The organism is Cryobacterium sp. TMT4-10 (assembly GCF_004403275.1).
Classification (GTDB): Bacteria; Actinomycetota; Actinomycetes; order Actinomycetales; family Microbacteriaceae; genus Cryobacterium; species Cryobacterium shii.
Map to the genome: position 1 here is coordinate 111,197 of NZ_SOGU01000035.1, position 19,432 is coordinate 130,628.

A 19,432-nucleotide genomic window follows, 5' to 3' on the forward strand; every position below is an offset into this window, starting at 1 on the left:
GGGTGGTCTGGCGCGCATGATGGTTCCAGAACAGGCCGCCCGACCCTGAACGCGGGCCCGGCCGACAGGAGGACACGATGACCTACGCACACACGATCACGGTGGACGCACCGTTCGACGAGGCGGTCCAGCTGACCCGGGTGGCCCTCGCCGCCCAGGGCTTCGGGGTGCTGTCTGAAATCGACGTGCACGCCACCTTCGCGGAGAAACTCGGCGCGGACGCGGCCCAGACGGTCGGCGATTATCTGATTCTCGGCGCCTGCAACCCGGGGCTGGCACGGCGGGCGATCATGGCCGACCCCGAGATCGGCGCCCTGCTCCCCTGCAATGTGGTCGTGCGACGCGGTCCCGACGCCGAAGCCACCACCGTGCAAGCCATCAATCCAGCCATCATGGTGCAGCTCAGCCACGCCCCGGAGATCGCGTCCGTCGCGGCCGATGCGGACAGCCGGTTGCGGGCCGCCCTCCTCGCGGTGCAGGGCGGCCCGGCCCGCGCCTGAAGCCGGCGACTCCACGCGTGCCTGCCCCTCCGCGTGCCCATCCGGGCGGCGCCCCGGGCACGCGCAACGCCCGGCCTCGAGAGAGACCGGGCGTTGCGTGCGAACGGATGCCGCGGTGCCGCGGGTCCCGCTACTCGACGGGGTAACCGGATGCGGCCTCGGCCAGCAGGTCGGCTTCGGCCCAGGTCGCGAGGTTCGCGCGCAGCTTCACGCCGAGGTCGGCGTCGACGCTGGTCCAGTACGCGATGGCCCGCTCGGTCACCTCGGGGCGCTGGACCCCGCTGATGGCGCCGGTGATCGTGTCCAGGAAACGTGCCTTGGCCGCGTCGTCGTAGACGTCGCGGTACAGCGTGCCGGCCTGGCCGAAGTCGCTGTCATCGCTGCGCAGCTTCGCCGCGGCGCGCAGGAGCTCGCCGTCGTTCTCCCAGCCGCCTTCCGCCGCGAGCAGCGGGTCGGCCACCGGGCCGCCGAGCGAGTTTGGCGCGTAGTTCGGCGCGGTCGGCGGGTTGTAGTGGTGGCGCGCCGCGCCATCCTGCGAGTAGTTATTCACCGGCGACTTCGGCGCGTTGACGGGCAGCTCGGCGAAGTTCGTGCCGACGCGGTATCGCTGGGCGTCCGGGTAGGAGAAGATGCGCGCCATCAGCATCTTGTCGGGGCTGGCCGCGATGCCGGGAACGAAGTTCGCCGGGGAGAAGGCCGCCTGCTCGATCTCGGCGAAGAAGTTCTCCGGGTTGCGGTTGAGGGTGTGCGTGCCGATCTTTATCAGCGGGAAGTCGGCGTGCGGCCAGACCTTCGTGATGTCGAACGGGTTGTAGCGGTAGGTCTTGCCCTCTTCGTAGGGCATGACCTGCACCGACACGTCCCAGGAGGGGAAGTCGCCGGCATCGATGGCGTCGGAGAGGTCGCGACGGTAGTAGTCGGCGTCGGCGCCGGCGATGAGCTCGGCCTCCGAGCCCTCCATCTCGATGTTGCCCTGGTTGGAGGTGAAGTGGTACTTGACCCAGAAGCGCTCACCGGCGGCGTTGATCCACTGGTAGGTGTGCGAGCCGAAGCCGGGCATCTCGCGCCACGAGCGCGGCAGACCGCGGTCGCCCATCAGGTACGTGACCTGGTGCGCGGACTCCGGGGACAGAGTCCAGAAATCCCACTGCATGGTCGCGTCGCGCAGGCCGGAGCCTGGCAGGCGCTTCTGCGAGTGGATGAAGTCGGGGAACTTGATGCCATCGCGGATGAAGAACACCGGGGTGTTGTTGCCGACGATGTCGTAGTTGCCCTCGGAGGTGTAGAACTTCACCGAGAAGCCGCGCACGTCGCGCCAGGTGTCGGGGCTGCCCTGCTCGCCGGCGACGCTGGAGAAGCGCTGCAGGGTCTCGGTGGTGGTGCCGGGCTGGAAGACCGCGGCGCGGGTGTACGCGGACACGTCCCCGGTGACCTCGAAGACGCCGTGTGCTCCGCCGCCCTTGGCGTGCACGATGCGCTCCGGGATGCGCTCCCGGTTGAACTGGGCTAGCTTCTCGACCAGGTACCGGTCGTGCAGGGCCGTGACACCGTCGGTTCCGACGGTCAGGGAGTGCTCGTCGCTGGCGACGGGGGTTCCCGTCTGCGTGGTGGTGGGCTTGATAGTCATCGTGCTCCTTTGTTCGACAGCTGGGCAGGTGCGGTAAGTGTGGGGTCGACCGGCGTGGCGCCGATCGGGGTGGGGTCGGTGCCGGCCGCTTCGCTCTGGCAGTCGGGGCAGAGGCCCCAGTAGGTGACCTCGGCCGTGTGCACGGCGAAGCCGGACGCGTTGGCGGGAGTGAGGCAGGGGGCGTCGCCCACGGCGCAGTCCACATCGTGCACGGCGTTGCAGCGGGTGCAGACGATGTGGTGGTGGTTGTCGCCGACCCGGCGCTCGAACAGGGCCGAGGACCCGGCGGGCTCGATCTTGCGCGCGATTCCGGCAGCGGTGAAGGCCGCCAGAACACCGTAGACCGCCTGCAGGGACGTGCCGGGAAGCTGCAGCCGCACGGCAGTGAAGAGCCGTTCTGCCGTGGAGTGCGGGGCATCCGTCAAGGCCCGGAGCACGGCCAGGCGGGGCGCGGTGACCTTGAGGTTCGACGCACGGATGCTCGCGTCGAGGGGCTCCGGCGCCCCGGCCTGCGTCACCTCTGTCCCCGTCATGCCTCCACGCTAACAGTTGTTTTGATTCCCTCAAAACAAGGCCACCCTCACCACGCCCCGCCCGCGGCGGGCGGGCCGGTCTCGGCTAGGCCGCGGGGCGACTGCCGGGCAGCGCCGGCCCGCCGTCTTGCAGGGAGTCGCGATAGACACCCACGACCCGCGCGAGGAACTCCGCAACGACGTTCCGCTCGGCCGCCGACAGGTCTTCCGCCAGCGCGGCCACGCCGCCGATCACGGGCCGCAGCTCCTCGAAGGCGCGGACCACCGACGAGGGGGCCGGCACCACGACCACCTTGCGGCGGTCCGAGGCGTGCGGATGCCGCTGCGCATGCCCGAGGGCGACCAGGCGGTCGACCACGAGGGTGGTCGCCGCGGTCGAGATGTCCAGGCGGCGCGACAGCTCGCTCGGGGTCAGCGGCCCCTCCTGCATCAGGTGCTCCATCGCGGAGAGGTCGGTCGAGTTCACCTCGAGGGCCTGCCCGACCTGGCGTTCAAAGGCGCGCGAGAGCTGCACGATCTCGTGCAGACAGACTCCGATCGCGGCGGCGGGCGGCAGTGAGGCAGCGGCCGGGCCCGGGCGGGCGGCAGTGGCCGGGGTGACGCCTGCGGGCGCACCGGAAGCGCCCGTCTCAGACCCGGGAACGAACTTGCGGCGTTCATCCATATGGCCATACTATTACGAGACATAGCTAGGGCGCCTAGCAATCAGGCTAATTGGAGGAAATCGTGATTGCGATTCTGCGGTTCATCACCGGTCGAGGCACGGCCTGGATCGTCCTGGCCGCGACGGCCGTCGCCGTCGGCCTGCTGTTCACGCTCCTCCCGGCCAATGATTCGGAGGAGTTTCCCAGCTCGGGCCTCCCCTCCTCGAGCCAGGCCGCCCAGGTCGACAAGCTCCTCACCGAGTTCCCCTCCGCGAAGCAAACCTCCGCCATCGTGGTCTGGAGCCGGGACGGCGCCGAGCTGACCGACGCGGACATCGCCGCGATCACCGAGCGCGGCGCCGCCCTCGGCGAGCAGTCCACCGCGCCGCGGGCCACGACGCCGCAGTTCAGCTCGGACCAGCAGGCCGCCCTCAGCGTCGTGCCCCTGGATGCGGACACGGCCAACGCCGACATCGGGCAGACGGCCGCCGACATCCGTGCCGCCGCGTCGAAGGATCTCCCGGCGGGTCTGACCGCCTATGCCACCGGGGCCGTCGGGTTCCAGTCCGACATCACCAACGCCTTCGCCGGGGCCGACCTGCGACTGCTGCTCGTCACCGTGATCGTGGTGGCCGTGCTCCTGATCGTGACCTACCGCAGCCCGGTGCTCTGGATCGTCCCCCTCGTCGTCGTCGGCCTGGCCGACGGCCTCGCCGCGGTCGTCGTCGGCGCCCTCGCGCAACCGTTCGGCATCACCCTCGACCCGTCGGTGGCCGGCATCCAGTCGGTGCTGGTCTTCGGCGCCGGCACCAACTACGCCCTGCTGCTCGTGGCCAGGTATCGCGAGGAACTGCTCCGCACCGAGAGCCGCAACGACGCCATGCTGACCGCGGTCCGCGGCGCCGGCCCGGCCATCGCGGCCAGCGGCGGCACGGTGGCGCTGAGCCTGCTCACCCTGCTGTTCGCGGAACTGTCGGGCAACCGCGCGCTCGGCTTCGCCTGCGCGATCGGCGTGGTCATCGCCATCCTCTTCGCCCTGATCGTGCTGCCGGCCGCGCTCGTGGTCTGCGGGCGCGGGCTGTTCTGGCCGTTCGTGCCGCGGTTCGTGCCGGGGGCCGGCACCGAGCTGCGCCCGGGGTTCTGGACCCGGCTCGGCCGCGGCGTGCAGCGACGACCGGTGCTGATCACTGCCGTCTCCATCGTTGGGCTCGGCGCCCTCAGCCTCGGGCTGATCGGCGCATCCGTCGGCCTCTCCCAGGCCGACCAACTGCTCGGCAAGCCCGAGTCCGTTCAGGCGCAGGCCATCGTCGAAGAATCCTTCTCGGCCGGTCTGACCAGCCAGACCATCGTTCTGGTACCGGATGCCGCGGCCGCCGAGGCCGGCACGCTCGCCGAACAGACCCCCGGCATCGACTCAGTGCAGCCGGGCGAGAGCGCGAACGGCCTGACCCGCCTCAATCTCTCCCTCGCGAGCGAACCGGGCAGCGACGCGACCTTCGCCACCATCGGAAACCTCCGCGGGGTCTACGCCGACGCGCCCGGCGACGCGTCGAAGGCGCTGGTCGGCGGCAGCGACGCCACCGCGTTGGACAACAAGACGAGCGCCAGGTCCGACCAGGACCTGATCATCCCGATGATCCTGGCCATCGTGTTCGCCATCCTGGCCCTGCTCCTGCGGTCGCTGGTGGCCCCCGTGCTGCTGATCGGGAGCGTTCTGGCCACCTTCTTCGCCAGCCTCGGCGCCTCCAACTGGATCTTTCAGAACCTGATGGGCTTCCCGGCCTTCAACACGAACGTGGTGCTGTTCGCGTTCCTGTTCCTTGTGGCCCTGGGCGTGGACTACAACATCTTCCTCACCACCCGGGCCCGGGAAGAGAGCATGGCGCACGGCACGAAGGAGGGCATGGTTCGCGCCCTCTCGTCGACCGGCGCGGTGATCACGAGCGCCGGCATCCTGATCGCCGCCGTCTTCGCGGTGCTGGGCGTGCTGCCCGTGGTGGCGCTGACCCAGATCGGTGTCATCGTCTGCATCGGCGTGCTGCTGGACACCCTGGTGGTGCGCACCCTGGTGGTGCCCGCGCTGGTGTTCCTCACCGGCGACCGGTTCTGGTGGCCGTCCCGCCCGGCCGCGAACGCGGCACCGGCCGAGCGTCCGTCCAGCGCCGCGGCCCCCCGCACGACGCAGCGCGTCTAGCCGGCGAGCCCGCGCGCCCGGCCCCGCTCCTAACGAATTCGACGGAGATTTTGCCCGAATCGGTCCCAAACAGTCCGTAATCGTGTTTTTAAAGCAGTTTCTCCGTCGAATTGGTTCAGGGACGCCGGGGCTCGGGCGGCGTGCGGTGCTGCCAGCGCAGGCGGCGCTCGAGCTGCGCGCCGAGGGCGAGCAGGGTGGCCTCGCCGCCCGGCCGCCCGATCAGCTGCACCCCCATCGGCAGGCCCTCCCCGGTCTGGGCGACCGGCAGCACGATCGCGGGCAGCCCGGTCACATTGACCATCGAGGTGAACGGCGTGTACTGCACCTGCTGCGCGAAGTTGCGTTCCCCGTCCGCCTGGTCATACGAGCCCAGCGGGCGGGGCGTCAGCGCGAGGGCCGGCGTGAGCACCGCGTCGAAGCGTGACAGCTGACGGATGAACGAGCGCTCGTAGGCGGCCAGGGCGGCGAGCGCCTCGGCCAGGTCACGGGCCGACAGGGCACGCCCGCGGCGCATCAGCCAGAGCGTGAGCGGTTCGAGCAGCGATTCCTCCGCCGGCGTCTCGGCGGGGATGCCCGCGGCTCCGGCCTGCCAGATCGTGCGGAAGGCCGGCGAGTAGCTGTCGTCGGGTTCGAGCGCGGTGTCCTCCAGGCCGTGGCCCAGGGCCGCGAACTCGTCGGTGGCCGTCGCCAGCGCGGCCAGGGCCTCCGGCGCGATCTCGATCGGGTAGGCGTCGTCCCACGCGGATGCGGTCATCACCCCGAGCTGGAATCGTCCCTCGCCGCGCACCGCGGCGGCCAGGAGCGGGGCGTCGTCGCCGGGCGGGCGCAGCGCGAACTGGTGCTTCGGATGCCCGCCCCGCGGCGTGACCATCGCGTCGAGGAGGAGCGCGGCATCCGTCACGGTCCGCGCCAGCGGTCCGGCAACGCTGAGGCCGCCGAGGGCGTCGATGCCGGAGGACGTCGGCACGCGGCCGCGCGAGGGCTTCAGGCCGACGAGTCCGCAGGCCGCCGCGGGGATCCGGACGGAGCCGCCGCCGTCGGACCCGGGAGCGAACGGCAGCAGGCGGGCCGCGACGGCGACCGCGGCCCCGCCGCTGGAGCCCCCGGCCCCGCGGGATCGGTCCCACGGGTTGCGGGCGGGCGGCGAGGCGAGGCTCTCGGTATAGGAGGGCAGCCCGAACTCGGGGGTGTTCGTCTTGCCCAGGCTCACGCCGCCGGCCATGTCGAGCGCCTGCACCAGACCGTCGGATTCGTCCGGCACGAAGTCCCGCATCAGCCGGGACCCGAACCGGGCCGGCACGCCGGCGCGGCGCTGGAGATCCTTGTCGCCGAACGGCAGCCCCCAGAGCGGCGCCGTGCGCGGCACGTGGTCCTGCACGAACCGGGCGCGCTCCCGGGCGGCGTCCGCCGTGACGGTCACGAACGCGCCGAGGCAGGGATCGAGGTCCTCGATCCGGCCGAGGTAGTGATCGGTCAGTTCGACGGGGCTGAGCTCGCCGCGCTGCAGCGCCTGCCATTGTTCGAGAGCGGTCAGTTCGTGCGGAGCGGCCATCCCCCGAGCCTAGTCACCGCGCCCTCCCCCCGGCTCAACACCGGCTCAGGAGCGGGAGAGGCCGGTCAGCAACGCCTGGAAGGCGCGCGGCGCGGCACGCAGCACGGATGCCGCCGCCCACGTCGCGGCCCACGGCAGGGGCTGCGCCACGTTGACGATCTCGTACTGCACGAGCGAACCGGTCTCGTCCTCGGGCCGCACCTGGTACTCGCCGCGATACCACCAGCCGCGCCGCAGCACGATCAGGCGGCGCTCGGCATCCGTGTACAGGGTCCCGCCGGCTTCCCCTCTGGGAGCCAGGGCCGCCGCGAGCCGCCGGAACACCACGTCGGGGCCGGCCTCCAGATGGCCGGCGAAGGACCGCAGCACCGTGTGGCGTTCGGGCAGGTCAGGAGGAGCATCGGTCATGCTCCGACCCTACGCGGCCCGACGGACTAGCCTTGCCGCATGAAGCGGACAATCTTCAACCCGATCGGCACCACCGCACTCGTCACGGGCGCCTCGAGCGGCCTCGGCCGCGGGTTCGCGCGCGAGCTGGCGGAGCGTGGGGCGGACCTCGTGCTCACCGCTCGCCGCCAGGACCGCCTCGAAGAGCTCGCGGTGGAACTGGCCGAGAAGTACGGCACCGTGTCGACGGTGATCCCCCTGGATCTGGCCCGCCCCGGCGCCGTCACCGAGTTGGTCGCCGACCTGCACAGCCGGGACATCACGGTTGGCACCCTCGTCAACAACGCGGGATTCGGCAGCTGGGGCGACGTCCGGGATTCCGACGCCGACCGGGCGCACGAGCAGGTGGCTCTGAACGTGCAGGCCCTCACGGACCTCACCCATGCGCTCCTGCCGGATCTGCTCCGAACCCTCCGGGAACGGCCCGGCTCCGCCGCCCTCGTCAACATGGCCAGCACGGCCGCGTTCCAGCCGGTCCCGCACATGGCGGTCTATGGCGCCACCAAGGCGTTCGTCCTGCGTTTCACCGAGGCGCTCTGGGCCGAGACCCGGGCCGGCGGGCTCAAGGTCACCGCCCTCTGCCCCGGCCCCGTCGCCACCGAGTTCGCCGGCATCGCGGGCAACGTGCACCGGTTCCGGCGGGTCCTGACGGTGGATGACGTGATGCGCACCGCCTTCGACGCGCTGGACCTGGCCGACCCGCCGCCGTACGTGGTCAGCGGCCGCCGCAACGCCGTTCTCGCCCGGATCGTGGGCGTCCTCCCGCACCGCTTCTCGCTCGGCCTCGTCGGCCGGCTGTCCGCGCTGGGCCACCGCCGCCCGGGGCGCTGAGTCCGCGCTACGTGAGAGTCAGGCTACTTGAGGCTCTTCTGCATCAGCACGGTGCCGAGCCAGCGGTCGAATTTGAAGCCGACCTTGCCCATCCGGCCGATCTCGTCGAAACCGAAGTCGCGGTGCAGCTTGATCGACGCGTCGGCGCCCTGGTCCGCGATCACCGCGATGATCTCCTTGAGGCCGGCCGACTTCGACCGGTCGATCAGCTCGCCCAGCAGCACCCGGCCGAGCCCCTTGCCGGTGGAGGCCGCGCCGAGGTAGATCGAGTTCTCGACCGTGAACCGGTAGGCCCGCTTCTCCTTCCACGGGCTGACCAGCGCGTAGCCCAGGAGCTGCCCCGCCGGCGACACCGCGACGATGAAGGGCATGCCGAGCTTGCCGAGGTAGTAGAACTTGCTGCGCCAGGCGGCGAGGGTCATCGGGTCGACGTCGAAGGTGACCGTGCTGTTGGCCACGTAGTAGTTGTAGATCTCCCGGATGTACGGCAGGTCGGTGATCTGCGCGTCGCGCATCGTGTATTCGAACGGCGCCTCCTCGGGGGGCGCGGGTCGCAGATGCCGGGGCAATTGCCGACGCGGCTGGTATTCCTCTTCAAGCACAGCTGACTCCTCCGGGAGATTCCAGATTACCCGAGCGACCAGTCGACCGGGGCCGCCCCGGCGAGACGGAGCTGCTCGTTGGCCCGGCTGAAGGGCCGGGAACCGAAGAATCCGCGCCGCGCCGACAGCGGGCTGGGGTGCGCGGACTCGATCATGGGAGTGTCCCCGAGGAGCGGCTTGAGGGTGGCGGCGTCCCTCCCCCAGAGGATGGCGACCAGGGGCCGGTCGCGGGCGACGAGCGCGCGGATGGCCTGCTCCGAGACGGCTTCCCAGCCGTTCCGGCGGTGCGCCCCGGCCACGCCCTGCTGCACGGTGAGCACCCGGTTCAGCAGCAGCACGCCCTGGCGCGACCAGGGCGTGAGGTCGCCGTCGGCGGCCGTGACGCCGACATCCTCGTGCAGTTCCCGGCAGATGTTCTGCAGGCTGCGCGGCAGCGGTCGCACGTGCGGGTCGACCGCGAAGGCCAGGCCGATCGGATACCCCGGGGTCGGATACGGGTCCTGGCCGACGATCAGCACGCGCACGGCGTCGAACGGCTCGGCGAAGGCTCGGAACACGTTCTCGGGCGCCGGCAGCCAGGGCCGGCCGGCCCGGGTCTCGCCCTGCAGGAACGCGGCCATGGCGTCGATCTCGGGCCCGACGGGTTCGAGTGCCGCGGCCCAGCCCGGATCCATGGCGCGGCTGCGCGCCAGTGCCTGCAAGGTGAAGGGCATCCCGGCGTCAGGCGCCGAAGGTGCTGACGAGCACGCCGCCGTCGGACTGGCTGACCCGCCAGACGCTGCCGGCTCCGACGACGCTGAGCGCGCCCTCGCCGACGACCAGCGCGGTGTTCTCGTCGACGGCCAGGCCGCCGTCGATCAGGCCGGCCTCGGTGGCGGCGACCAGCCGGGACAAGGTGCCCCACTGGGCGGCGTGCACCTCGACGGTGACGTCGAGCAGGCCGATGCCGGGTTCGATCGTGATCTCGTCCAGGCCCTCCGCGGCGTGTTCGGCGCTGACCTCGACCCCGCCCATCCGCCAGCCGCCGATCAGGGCGCGCTCAGCGGCGATCATGGCTCCGGCCGAGAAACCCAGGTAGGGGATGCCGGCGGCCACCTGGCGGCGGATCTCGCCCGCGATCGGTGCGACGGCCGCAAGGTACGCCGGAGTGAGCCCGCCGCCGACAACGATGCCGTCGACCTCGGACACGGCCGTCAGGGCTGCGGTGTCGCCGTGGGCCACGGCGGTCACCTTCGGCTCGAAAGCACCGGCGGCGGCGACCGCTTCGACCAGGTTCGCGGCGTGCTCGGCCGCGTCACCGTCCCGCACGGCGATGATGGCGATGCGTGGCTCGGCCCGGCCCGCGGCCTCCGCCCGGCGGCCGGCCTCGGCCAGGAACGGGCCGAAGACGTCGGCGAAGGCTCCGGGGTTCCAGCCCCCGCCGACCAGGTGAACGCTCACGCGACGACCTTCTCGGCAGCGGCAGCAGCGGTGACGGCGACGGCAGGCGCGGTGGTGTCCACCGGGACGGTCACGGCGGGCAGCGAAGACCAGGGGAACACGATCCAGCGGTCCGTCTCGCACCAGGTGAAGTCGGGCACGAGCACCGTGCGCGGCTTCGTGAACAGGGTCGCCGTGCGCACCTCGCAGGCGGCTTCGCGGAGCAGGGCGACGACCATGGCGAGCGTGTTCCCGGAGTCGGAGACGTCGTCGACCAGAAGCACCCGGAGGCCGGTCAGGGACGGCGCGTCGAGCATGGGGCCGGAGAGAACGGGCACCGGGAGGCGCTCGTCGACCCCGGTGTAGAACTGCACGTTGATGCTGCCGCAGTTCTTGGTGCCGAGCGCGTACGACATCGCCCCGGCGAGCAGCAGCCCGCCGCGGGCGATGGCGATCACGACATCCGGTTGAAAACCACTGGCAAGCACGTCCGTCGCCAGCTGGCGGGACGCGTCAGCGAACACGCCCCAGTCCAGGACCTCCCGTTGGGTGTCGGCCAGGTCTGCTGCTGCGTCGTCCGCGTCGAATGCCATTGTCCAATGCTAGGTCACGACAGGTGCCGCTCCTCATGGCCGTTGTAGAGCGACAGTGGCCGGATCAGTGCGTTGGCCGCGGTCTGCTCGATGATGTGCGCCGTCCAGCCGGCCAGGCGCGCCGCGACGAAGATCGGCGTGAAGGTGAGCGTGTCGAACCCCATCAGGTGGTACGCCGGCCCGGACGGGTAGTCCAGGTTGGGCTGGATGCCGGTGCGCGCCGTCATCCCCGCGGCCAGGGAATCGTAGAGCTCGAGCAGGTCGGGCCGCTGGTAGTGCTCGACCAGCGTGAGCAGCGCGGTCTGCATGGTCGGCACCCGGGAGTCACCGTGCTTGTAGACGCGGTGGCCGAAGCCCATCACCTTGCGCTTGGCGGCGAGGGTCTCATTCAGCCAGGTCTCCGCGCGTTCCCCGGCTCCCGGGCCGAAACCGATCTCGTCGAAGATGTGCATCACGGCCTCGTTGGCGCCGCCGTGCAGCGGCCCCTTGAGCGCGCCGATCGCACCGGTGATCGCCGAGTGCAGGTCGGACATGGTCGAGGTGATCACCCGGGCGGTGAAGGTCGACGCGTTGAAGGAGTGCTCGGCGTACATGATCATCGACACGTCGAACGCGTTCACGACCACGAGTTCCGCCACCTCGCCGAAGGTCATGAACAGGAAGTTGGCCGAGTAGCCCAGGTCGTCCCGGGGTTCGACCAGGTCCAGGCCGTGGCGGCGGCGCTGGTCGTAGGCCACGATCGCGGGCATCTGCGCCCAGAGGCGCAGCCCCTTCGCCCGGTTGGCCTCCGGTGACGGGTCGGCCGCATCCGGGTCGTTGGCGCCGATCAGGCTGACGGCGGTGCGCACCACGTCCATGGGGTGGGCGGTCATCGGCAGTTCGTCGATGACGCGCTTCACCGCGGGGGCCAGGTGGCGCAAGCCCCGTTCCAGCTCCTCGAACTCGGCCAGCTGCGCCTCGGTCGGCAGCTCACCGTGCCAGAGCAGGTACGTCACTTCCTCGAAGCTCTTCTGCGCCGCCAGTTCCTGCACCGGGTAGCCGCGGTACAGCAGGGAATTCGATTCGGGGTTGACCTTGGACACTGCGGTCCGGTCCACCACGACGCCGGCCAGGCCCTTGAAGACCGTCGGTTCGTTCTGACTCATGTCGCTCCTTTGCGTAGAGAAAAATGCAATGTCGCTACGAGGCGACGTTCGGGTTGAGGGTGAAGTTGAAGACGCCGGAATCGAAGTGGCTGTAGGACTCGTAGTCGAGCAGCTCGTACAGCTTGGCGCGGTGCTGCATCTCCGGCAGGAGGGTGGTCAGCGAGCCCTCCGCCTCGATGGTGTCGAGTCCGCGCTCGGCGGCGCCCATGGCGAGTCTGAGCAGCGAGACCGGGAAGATCACGATGTTCATGCCCACGTCCGCCAGCTGCGCGGTCGTGTACAGCTCGCCCTTGCCGAACTCGGTCATGTTCGCCAGCACCGGCACGTCCACGGCGGCACGGATGGCCGCGAACTCGGTCAGCGACGCCATCGCCTCGGGGAAGATCGCGTCCGCACCGGCGTCGACGAGTTTCTTCGCCCGGTCGACCGCCGCGGCCAATCCATCGACGGCACGGATGTCGGTGCGCGCCATGATCAGGAAGTTCGGGTCGCGCCGTGCGTCGACGGCCGCTCGGATGCGCTTGGCCGCCGTGTCATCGTCCACGACCTGCTTGCCGTCGAGGTGCCCGCACCGTTTCGGGTTGACCTGGTCCTCGATGTGCATGCCGGCCAGGCCGGCATCCTCGAGGGTCTGGATCGTGCGGGCTACGTTCATCGGCTCGCCGAAGCCCGTGTCGGCGTCGACGATCGTCGGCAGGTCGGTCATCCGGGCGATCTGCTGGCTGCGTCCGGCCACCTCGGTCAGGGTGGTCAGGCCGATGTCCGGCAGGCCGAGGTCGGCCGAGAGCACGGCGCCGGAGATGTAGACGCCCTCGAATCCCTTGGCCGCGATCAGCCGGGCGGACAGCGGGTTGAAGGCTCCCGGGAAGCGCAGCAGCCGGCCGGTGGCCAGTGCCGCGCGGAACCCGGCGCGTTTGTCGGCCGGGGTGAGCGTCGAGTACAACATCAGAAGATTCCGTTCGGGGTGGGGAGGGAGGCGAGCAGGCCGTTGCGGGCCACGATGGTGAGCTGGCCGAGTTCGCCGGCGCCGAGTTTCGGCAGGCGCTCGGCGGCGCTGAGGAAGCGCACGATCTCGCCCTCCTCCAGCACCCCCGCCGCGAGGGTACGGAACTTGTTGATGTACTCGGCGCGGCCGAACGGCTTGGCGCCGAGCGGGTGGGCATCGGCGACGGCGATCTCGTCGATCACGTGGGTGCCGTCGGTGAGCTCGATCTCCACGCGGCCGCCGAATGCCTTCTCGGCCGGGTCGAGGGAGTGGTACCGGCGGGTCCACTCCGGGTCTTCCGTCGTGGTCACCTTGTTCCACAAGGCCACCGTGTCGGCACGATTGGCGCGTTCGGGCCGGTAGGAGTCCACGTGGTGCCAGCTGCCGTCCTGGAGTGCGACGGTGAAGATGTACGGGATGGAGTGGTCGAGGGTTTCGCGGCTGGCGGTCGGGTCGTACTTCTGCGGGTCGTTCGCGCCCGAGCCGATCACGTAGTGGGTGTGGTGACTGGTGTGGATGACCACGGAGGCGATGTTCGCCGGGTCGACCAGTTCGGGGTGCTCGCGGTGCAGCTTCCGGGCCAGGTCGATCCAGGCCTGCGCCTGGTACTCGGCCGAGTGCTCCTTGGTGTAGCTGTCCAGGATGGCGCGCTTGGCTTCGTTCGCCTCCGGCAGCGACACCTCGTAGGCGGCGTCCGGACCGTCGAGCAGCCAGGCGATCACGCCGTCCTCGCCCTCGTAGATCGGGGTGGGGCTGGTTTCGCCGCGCATCGCGCGGTCGACGGATTCGACCGCCATCTTTCCGGCGAAGGCCGGGGCGTGCGCCTTCCAGCTCGAGATCTCGCCCTTCCGCGACTGCCGGGTGGCCGTCGTGGTGTGCAGCGCCTGGCCGACGGCCTGGAAGATGGTCTCGACGTCGAGGCCGAGGAGGGTGCCGATTCCGGCCGCGGCCGACGGGCCGAGGTGGGCGACGTGGTCGATCTTGTGCGCGTGCAGGCTGATCCCCTTGACCAGGTCGATCTGGATCTCGTACCCGGTGGCGATGCCGCGCACCAGGTCGCTCCCGCTCAGGCCGCGGGCGTTGGCCAGGTGCTGGGCCACGGCCACGACGGGCGGGATGTTGTCGCCGGGGTGGGAGTACTCGGCGGCGAGGAAGGTGTCGTGGTAGTCGAGCTCGCGCACGGCCACGCCGTTGGCCCAGGCGGCCCACTCCGGCGACACCCGGCGGGAGCGCTGCTCCCCGAACACGGTCGCGCCGACGCCGTTGAAGGACCGCGGATGCGCCAGCGCCTGCGAGCGGGCGGCGACCACCGGGCGACGGGTGAGCGACGCCGCGGCGACCGCGGCGTTGTCTATGACGCGGTTGATGATCATCTCGGTCACCTCGTCCGTGACCGCGACCGGGTCGGCGGCGACTTCGGCGATCTTCCAGGCGAGCTGGTCCGTCCGGGCGAGATTCTCGTCACTGCGGTGAACACGAACGTGGTGAAGCTGCACGATGGATCCTTTCGATTAGCCGGCCGGATCGGCCGCGTGCCCCTGGATCGCCGCGAGGACGTTCGTGAGGCTTTGGTGGAGGTGAACGTGGGTGGCATGGGCGGCCAGCGACGAGTCGCCGGCCAGGATGGCCTCGATGATGAGCAGGTGCTCGGCCGCTGCGGCCCGCAGCCGGCCGGGATTGTCCCGGCCCAGCCGACGGATGCGGGCGAGGTGGGTGCGCACCCCGGCGAGCGCCCCGACCAGGAACGGGTTCATCACGGCCGCATCGAGCGCGTCGTCGAACTCGGTGATCAGCTCGTAGTAGCGGCTCAGGCCCGCCGGCCCCCGCTCGAGCAGGCCGGGGGCCTGCACGAACTGCGCCCGCAGCGCCTCGAAGACGGCCGGGTCCCGGCGCTCGGCGGCGATGCGCGCGGCATGTTCCTCCAGCGCCCGCCGCACCTCGTAGAGCTCGCGGATGCTGTCCACCGACATCTCGGTCACCATGAAGCCGCGGCCGGGGCGCCCGGCCACCAGACCGTCGGAGATCAGGCGGGCGATCGCCGCGCGCAGGGGGGTTCGTGACACCCCGATCCGGGCCGACTGCTCGACCTCGAGGAGTCCGGCACCGGGCGCCAGCAGTCCGTCGAGGATCTCCCCGCGCAGCTGACGGTAGGCGCGTTCACTCGCGCGGACCGGCGGCGCAACCCCCGCCGTTGGGGTTTCTGTATACACAACTGACATGTTATTCCCTTTGCGCCCACACTGTGCAAGACTTCACCGATTCTATGTATACATAGGAACTTCAACGGGGAGGTTCAGGATGTCAGGGGAACCAGCGGTCGGCTATCACGACCTGTGGCAGCGCAGCATCGACGCGGACACGCGCTCGGACTTCTGGCTGGAGGCCGCGCAGGCCATCGACTGGACGGCCCCGCCGCGCGTCGCCCTCGAGGAGCGCTCCCCCGGAACCTGGCGCTGGTTTCCCGACGGAGAGCTGAACACCAGCTACAACGCCCTCGACCGCCACGTCCTCGCCGGCCGCGGCGACCAGACCGCCGTCATCTACGACTCGGCGATGTCCGGCACCCGGGTGCGCCTCAGCTACCGGGAGCTGCTCGGCCGGGTCGAGCGTTTCGCCGGCGTGCTGCGCGCCAACGGCGTGGACCAGGGCGACCGGGTCATCATCTACCTGCCCATGATCCCGGAGGCGATCGTGGCCATGCTGGCCTGCGCCCGCATCGGCGCCATCCACTCCGTCGTCTTCGGCGGCTTCGCCGCCAGCGAGCTCGCCGTGCGGATCGACGACGCGCGCCCCACCGTGATCGTGACCGCCTCGGGCGGCCTGGAACCGGGTCGCGCGGTCGAATACCTGCCGCTGGTCGAGCGGGCGCTCGCCCGCAGCAAGGGCTCCGTGCGAACCGTGATCGTGCGCGACCGGGAGATGATCCCCGGCTGCGCGGCCGACTACTCCGGCAGGAGCGACGTGGCCTGGCTGGACTGGGCGCACGAGGAAACCGAGGCCACCCCCGTGGCGGCGGTCAGCCTGCGCTCCGAGGACCCGCTCTACGTCCTGTACACCTCCGGCACCACGGGCAACCCCAAGGGGATCATCCGCGACAACGGCGGCCACGCCGTGGCGCTGGCCTGGTCGATGGCGAACATCTACAACGTGAAGCCGGGCGACGTGTTCTGGGCCGCCTCCGACGTCGGCTGGGTGGTCGGCCACTCCTACATCGTCTATGCCCCGCTCCTGGTCGGCGCCACCACGGTCATCTTCGAGGGCAAACCGGTGGGCACGCCGGATGCCGGCGCGTTCTGGCGGGTCGTGGAGAACTACGCGGTCTCGGTGCTGTTCACGGCGCCCACGGCCATCCGCGCAATCCGCCGGGTGGACCCTGACCTGCTGGAGCTGGCGAAGCACGACGTGTCCAGCCTGCACGGGCTGTTCCTGGCCGGCGAGCGCCTCGACCCCGAAACCTACCACTGGGCCAACGACGGGCTGCACTGCCCGGTCGTCGACCACTGGTGGCAGACCGAGACCGGCTGGGCCATCTGCGCCAACCCGCGCGGCATCGCCGATATCCCCACCAAACCGGGCTCGGCCACCTTCCCGGTGCCCGGCTACGACGTCGTCATCCTCGACTCCAGGGGCAAGCCCGTCACGCGTCCCGGCAAGGAAGGCAACATCGCCATCCGTCTGCCGTTGCCGCCCGGCACACTGCTCGGGGTCTGGGGAAGCGAGGACCGCTTCGCCAGCTCCTACCTGTCGGCCTTCCCGGGTTTCTACGCGACCGGGGACTCCGGCCACTTCGATCAGGACGGCTACCTCTACGTGATGGGCCGCACCGACGACGTGATCAACGTGGCCGGGCACCGCCTGTCCACCGGCTCGCTGGAGGAGGTGCTGACCCTGCACCCCGCCGTCGCGGAGTGCGCGGTCCTGGGTGTGCACGACCCGCTCAAGGGGCAGCGCGCGGCCGGTTTCGTCACCCTCAAGGCCGGCGCGTCCATCGACCATGACACCCTCGTCCGGGAACTGATCGGGCTGGTCAGGGATCATGTCGGGCCGGTGGCCGCGTTCCGCGACGTGACCATCGTGGAACGGCTGCCCAAGACCAGGTCCGGCAAGATCCTGCGCAAGACCATCCGTCAGATCGTGGACGGGGAGCCGTACACGGTTCCGCCCACGATCGAAGATCCGACGGTTCTGGACGCGCTGAAACTGGCCGTCCACGGCACCGACCACGACGGTTGAGCCCCCACAAATCACCCACAGTTCACCACCGCACCACTCACAGCAATCACATCCCCTCACCCGGAGCAAAGGAGCCCGCATGACGGAATCACTGAAAGATGCACGTCCGGACGGAGCAGCATCCACCATCGACTACGTGGCCTATGAGAAGACGCCGCGTTTTCTGGAGCTGAAGAGGCAGCGCCGCAGGTTCGTCCTGCCGCTCGCCGCGTTCTTCTTCATCTGGTACTTCGTCTTCGTCCTCGTCGCGGCCTACCTGCCCGGCGTGATGGCGATCCCCGTCTTCGGGCGGTTCAACCTCGGGCTGGTGCTCGGCCTCGGCCAGTTCGTCACCACCTTCGGAATCACCATGTGGTACGTGTCGTACTCGAACCGTCGTCTCGACCCCCTCGGGGCCGAGCTGCGTGCCGAGCTTGAGGGGATGGACAAGAAATGATCGCACCCGGCATTCTGCAGTCCCTGCCGGGCCAGCTGGCCCAGGCAGTCAAACCGGTTGAGAACAACCCGGTGCTGAACATCTCGATCTTCCTCGCGTTCGTGGCGGTGACCCTGATCGTGGTGATCCGGGCCGGCCGCAATAACAAGACCGCGGCCGACTACTACACCGGTGGCCGCTCGTTCACCGGGCCGCAGAACGGTTTCGCCATCGCCGGCGACTACCTCTCCGCGGCCTCGTTCCTCGGCATCGTCGGGGCGATCGCCGTCAGCGGCTATGACGGCTTCCTGTACTCGATCGGCTTCCTCGTCGCCTGGCTCGTCGCCCTGCTGCTCGTCGCCGAGCTGATGCGCAACACCGGCAAGTACACCATGGCCGATGTGCTCTCCTTCCGGCTGAAGCAGGGCCCCGTGCGCGTGGCCGCGGCCACCACCACCCTCGCGGTCTGCTTCTTCTACCTCCTCGCCCAGATGGCCGGCGCCGGCGGCCTCGTGTCGCTGCTCCTCGGCATCAACGACAAGGTCGGCCAGTCGATCGTGGTCACTGTCGTCGGTGGCCTGATGATCATGTACGTGCTCATCGGCGGCATGAAGGGCACCACCTGGGTGCAGATCATCAAGGCGTTCCTGCTGATCATCGGGGCCTTCGCGATGACCGTCTGGGTGCTCGCCCTGAACGGCTTCAACTTCTCCGCGCTGCTCGAGACGGCCGTCGCCGCGTCCGGGAGCACCCCCGCCGACGCCATCCTGGTGCCCGGACTGAAGTACGGCACCAACCCGCTGGACTTCGTCTCGCTCGCCGTCGCCCTCGTGCTCGGCACCGCCGGCCTGCCGCACGTGCTGATGCGCTTCTACACGGTTCCCTCGGCCAAGGAAGCCCGTCGCTCGGTCGTCTGGGCCATCTGGCTGATCGGCGCGTTCTACCTGTTCACGCTGGTGCTCGGCTTCGGTGCCGTCGCGCTCGTCGGAGCCGACACCATCCTGGCCGCTCCCGGCGGCGTGAACTCGGCCGCACCGCTGCTCTCGCTCGCACTCGGCGGACCGCTGCTGCTCGGCTTCATCTCGGCGATCGCCTTCGCGACGATCCTCGCGGTCGTCGCCGGCATCACGATCACCGCGGCGACCTCCTTCGCGCACGACATCTACATGAGCGTGATCAAGAAGGGCAAGGGCGACCCCGACAGCGAGGTCAAGGTGGCCCGCCGCACCGTCGTGGTGATCGGCATCCTCTCCATCGCCGGCGGAATCGGCGTGCAGGGGCAGAACATCGCCTTCCTGGTGGCCCTGGCGTTCGCCGTCGCGGCGAGCGCTAACCTGCCGACCATCCTGTACTCGCTGTTCTGGCGCGGTTTCACCACCCGTGGTGCGGTCTGGAGCATGTACGGCGGCCTCGCCGCCACCATGGTGCTGATCGTGTTCTCGCCGGTCTTCTCGGGCACCGAAACGTCCATGTTCGGCGCCGACGTCAACTTCGCCTGGTTCCCGCTGAGCAACCCGGGCATCGTCTCCATCCCGCTCGGGTTCTTCCTCGGCTGGCTCGGGTCGGTCACCTCGACGACCAGGGAAGACCCGCTGCTGGCCGCCGAGATGTCGGTCCGGTCCCTGACCGGGTTCGGCGCCGAGGAAGCCGTCGAGCACTAGGGAACAACCAACACCATCGCACCACCACTACTCCCCCTCGGCCGCCCCTCA

The 19,432-nt window shown here is 70.1% G+C and carries 19 protein-coding genes; 6 read left to right on the forward strand and 13 right to left on the reverse strand.

What is annotated here, in order from left to right; genetic code table 11:
• Positions 1 to 77: 77 nt before the first annotated feature.
• The gene (locus E3T42_RS05455) at positions 78 to 500 is read left to right on the forward strand and encodes a DUF302 domain-containing protein (RefSeq protein WP_134368160.1); all 423 of its coding nucleotides are present in this window, start codon (positions 78 to 80) and stop codon (positions 498 to 500) included.
• A gap of 130 nt (positions 501 to 630) precedes the next feature.
• On the opposite strand, the gene E3T42_RS05460 is transcribed toward E3T42_RS05455, so the two are convergent.
• The 3 genes from E3T42_RS05460 to E3T42_RS05470 all read right to left on the reverse strand — a co-directional run bounded on the left by E3T42_RS05460 (position 631) and on the right by E3T42_RS05470 (position 3,324).
• Complete coding sequence (locus E3T42_RS05460; RefSeq protein ID WP_134402615.1) at positions 631 to 2,127, reverse strand: catalase; 1,497 nt, start codon at positions 2,125 to 2,127, stop codon at positions 631 to 633.
• Entirely contained in the window at positions 2,124 to 2,660 is a 537-nt protein-coding gene (locus E3T42_RS05465; RefSeq protein WP_134368162.1) for a Fur family transcriptional regulator, read from the reverse strand. Before E3T42_RS05465 ends, E3T42_RS05460 begins: the two co-directional genes overlap by 4 nt.
• An 85-nt stretch (positions 2,661 to 2,745) precedes the next feature.
• Positions 2,746 to 3,324 (reverse strand): MarR family winged helix-turn-helix transcriptional regulator, encoded by a 579-nt coding sequence (locus tag E3T42_RS05470; RefSeq protein ID WP_241975855.1) that lies wholly within the window; start codon positions 3,322 to 3,324, stop codon positions 2,746 to 2,748.
• A 62-nt stretch (positions 3,325 to 3,386) separates the two neighbouring features.
• Between E3T42_RS05470 and E3T42_RS05475 the strand changes: the two genes are divergently transcribed.
• Positions 3,387 to 5,498 (forward strand): MMPL family transporter, encoded by a 2,112-nt coding sequence (locus E3T42_RS05475; RefSeq protein ID WP_134402616.1) that lies wholly within the window; start codon positions 3,387 to 3,389, stop codon positions 5,496 to 5,498.
• 115 nt (positions 5,499 to 5,613) lie between these two features.
• Here E3T42_RS05475 and E3T42_RS05480 read toward each other — a convergent pair whose 3' ends face one another.
• Together E3T42_RS05480 and E3T42_RS05485 are read right to left on the reverse strand one after the other, a co-directional pair.
• Positions 5,614 to 7,050 carry an amidase gene (locus E3T42_RS05480; protein ID WP_134368164.1) on the reverse strand — a complete coding sequence of 479 codons (1,437 nt, stop codon included), beginning with the start codon at positions 7,048 to 7,050 and terminating at the stop codon, positions 5,614 to 5,616.
• Positions 7,051 to 7,095: 45 nt separating this feature from the next.
• Entirely contained in the window at positions 7,096 to 7,458 is a 363-nt protein-coding gene (locus E3T42_RS05485) for a hypothetical protein (RefSeq protein ID WP_134368165.1), read from the reverse strand.
• A 39-nt stretch (positions 7,459 to 7,497) separates the two neighbouring features.
• On the opposite strand from E3T42_RS05485, the gene E3T42_RS05490 reads away from it, so the two are divergent.
• Positions 7,498 to 8,328 carry an SDR family oxidoreductase gene (locus E3T42_RS05490; RefSeq protein WP_134368166.1) on the forward strand — a complete coding sequence of 277 codons (831 nt, stop codon included), beginning with the start codon at positions 7,498 to 7,500 and terminating at the stop codon, positions 8,326 to 8,328.
• A 23-nt stretch (positions 8,329 to 8,351) separates the two neighbouring features.
• Here the strand turns inward: E3T42_RS05490 and E3T42_RS05495 are convergent, their stop codons facing one another.
• Genes E3T42_RS05495 through E3T42_RS05530 form a run of 8 tightly spaced genes read right to left on the reverse strand, consistent with a single transcriptional unit; the run spans position 8,352 to position 15,282 of the window.
• Positions 8,352 to 8,930: a GNAT family N-acetyltransferase gene (locus tag E3T42_RS05495; protein WP_174235713.1), complete on the reverse strand. Its 579-nt coding sequence runs from the start codon at positions 8,928 to 8,930 to the stop codon at positions 8,352 to 8,354.
• Positions 8,931 to 8,956: 26 nt separating this feature from the next.
• On the reverse strand, positions 8,957 to 9,643 hold the full coding sequence (locus tag E3T42_RS05500) for a uracil-DNA glycosylase (RefSeq protein ID WP_134402617.1): 687 nt from the start codon (positions 9,641 to 9,643) through the stop codon (positions 8,957 to 8,959).
• Between the two features lie 7 nt (positions 9,644 to 9,650).
• Positions 9,651 to 10,370, reverse strand: coding sequence for a Type 1 glutamine amidotransferase-like domain-containing protein (locus tag E3T42_RS05505; protein WP_134368168.1), 720 nt, complete (start codon positions 10,368 to 10,370; stop codon positions 9,651 to 9,653).
• The gene (locus E3T42_RS05510; RefSeq protein WP_134368169.1) at positions 10,367 to 10,942 is read right to left on the reverse strand and encodes a phosphoribosyltransferase; all 576 of its coding nucleotides are present in this window, start codon (positions 10,940 to 10,942) and stop codon (positions 10,367 to 10,369) included. Before E3T42_RS05510 ends, E3T42_RS05505 begins: the two co-directional genes overlap by 4 nt.
• A 14-nt stretch (positions 10,943 to 10,956) precedes the next feature.
• On the reverse strand, positions 10,957 to 12,087 hold the full coding sequence (locus tag E3T42_RS05515) for a bifunctional 2-methylcitrate synthase/citrate synthase (RefSeq protein ID WP_134368170.1): 1,131 nt from the start codon (positions 12,085 to 12,087) through the stop codon (positions 10,957 to 10,959).
• Between the two features lie 34 nt (positions 12,088 to 12,121).
• Positions 12,122 to 13,033 (reverse strand): methylisocitrate lyase, encoded by a 912-nt coding sequence (gene prpB / locus E3T42_RS05520; RefSeq protein WP_134368171.1) that lies wholly within the window; start codon positions 13,031 to 13,033, stop codon positions 12,122 to 12,124.
• Positions 13,033 to 14,571, reverse strand: a complete 1,539-nt coding sequence (locus tag E3T42_RS05525) for an MmgE/PrpD family protein (protein WP_134402618.1) — start codon at positions 14,569 to 14,571, stop codon at positions 13,033 to 13,035. Before E3T42_RS05525 ends, prpB begins: the two co-directional genes overlap by 1 nt.
• A 12-nt stretch (positions 14,572 to 14,583) precedes the next feature.
• Positions 14,584 to 15,282 (reverse strand): GntR family transcriptional regulator, encoded by a 699-nt coding sequence (locus E3T42_RS05530; RefSeq protein WP_241975856.1) that lies wholly within the window; start codon positions 15,280 to 15,282, stop codon positions 14,584 to 14,586.
• A gap of 88 nt (positions 15,283 to 15,370) precedes the next feature.
• Here E3T42_RS05530 and E3T42_RS05535 point away from each other — a divergent pair, with 88 nt between their 5' ends.
• From E3T42_RS05535 to E3T42_RS05545, 3 genes are all read left to right on the forward strand, one after another.
• Complete coding sequence (locus E3T42_RS05535; RefSeq protein WP_134368174.1) at positions 15,371 to 17,305, forward strand: AMP-binding protein; 1,935 nt, start codon at positions 15,371 to 15,373, stop codon at positions 17,303 to 17,305.
• Positions 17,306 to 17,384: 79 nt separating this feature from the next.
• Positions 17,385 to 17,741: a DUF485 domain-containing protein gene (locus tag E3T42_RS05540; protein ID WP_134368175.1), complete on the forward strand. Its 357-nt coding sequence runs from the start codon at positions 17,385 to 17,387 to the stop codon at positions 17,739 to 17,741.
• A complete protein-coding gene (locus E3T42_RS05545; RefSeq protein WP_134402619.1) occupies positions 17,738 to 19,381 on the forward strand; it encodes a cation acetate symporter in 1,644 nt (547 codons plus the stop codon). Before E3T42_RS05540 ends, E3T42_RS05545 begins: the two co-directional genes overlap by 4 nt.
• Positions 19,382 to 19,432 lie beyond the last annotated feature (51 nt).

Excerpts from the sequence above, each read along its gene's own strand:
- E3T42_RS05500 (WP_134402617.1), bottom strand. The coding sequence starts at position 9,643 with ATGCCCTTCACCTTGCAGGCACTGGCGCGCAGCCGCGCCATGGATCCG.
- E3T42_RS05515 (WP_134368170.1), bottom strand. The coding sequence starts at position 12,087 with ATGAGTCAGAACGAACCGACGGTCTTCAAGGGCCTGGCCGGCGTCGTG.
- E3T42_RS05545 (WP_134402619.1), top strand. The coding sequence starts at position 17,738 with ATGATCGCACCCGGCATTCTGCAGTCCCTGCCGGGCCAGCTGGCCCAG.
- E3T42_RS05465 (WP_134368162.1), bottom strand. The coding sequence starts at position 2,660 with ATGACGGGGACAGAGGTGACGCAGGCCGGGGCGCCGGAGCCCCTCGAC.
- E3T42_RS05460 (WP_134402615.1), bottom strand. The coding sequence starts at position 2,127 with ATGACTATCAAGCCCACCACCACGCAGACGGGAACCCCCGTCGCCAGC.
- E3T42_RS05470 (WP_241975855.1), bottom strand. The coding sequence starts at position 3,324 with ATGGATGAACGCCGCAAGTTCGTTCCCGGGTCTGAGACGGGCGCTTCC.
- E3T42_RS05490 (WP_134368166.1), top strand. The coding sequence starts at position 7,498 with ATGAAGCGGACAATCTTCAACCCGATCGGCACCACCGCACTCGTCACG.
- E3T42_RS05485 (WP_134368165.1), bottom strand. The coding sequence starts at position 7,458 with ATGACCGATGCTCCTCCTGACCTGCCCGAACGCCACACGGTGCTGCGG.
- E3T42_RS05510 (WP_134368169.1), bottom strand. The coding sequence starts at position 10,942 with ATGGCATTCGACGCGGACGACGCAGCAGCAGACCTGGCCGACACCCAA.
- prpB (WP_134368171.1), bottom strand. The coding sequence starts at position 13,033 with ATGTTGTACTCGACGCTCACCCCGGCCGACAAACGCGCCGGGTTCCGC.
- E3T42_RS05535 (WP_134368174.1), top strand. The coding sequence starts at position 15,371 with ATGTCAGGGGAACCAGCGGTCGGCTATCACGACCTGTGGCAGCGCAGC.
- E3T42_RS05540 (WP_134368175.1), top strand. The coding sequence starts at position 17,385 with ATGACGGAATCACTGAAAGATGCACGTCCGGACGGAGCAGCATCCACC.
- E3T42_RS05455 (WP_134368160.1), top strand. The coding sequence starts at position 78 with ATGACCTACGCACACACGATCACGGTGGACGCACCGTTCGACGAGGCG.
- E3T42_RS05480 (WP_134368164.1), bottom strand. The coding sequence starts at position 7,050 with ATGGCCGCTCCGCACGAACTGACCGCTCTCGAACAATGGCAGGCGCTG.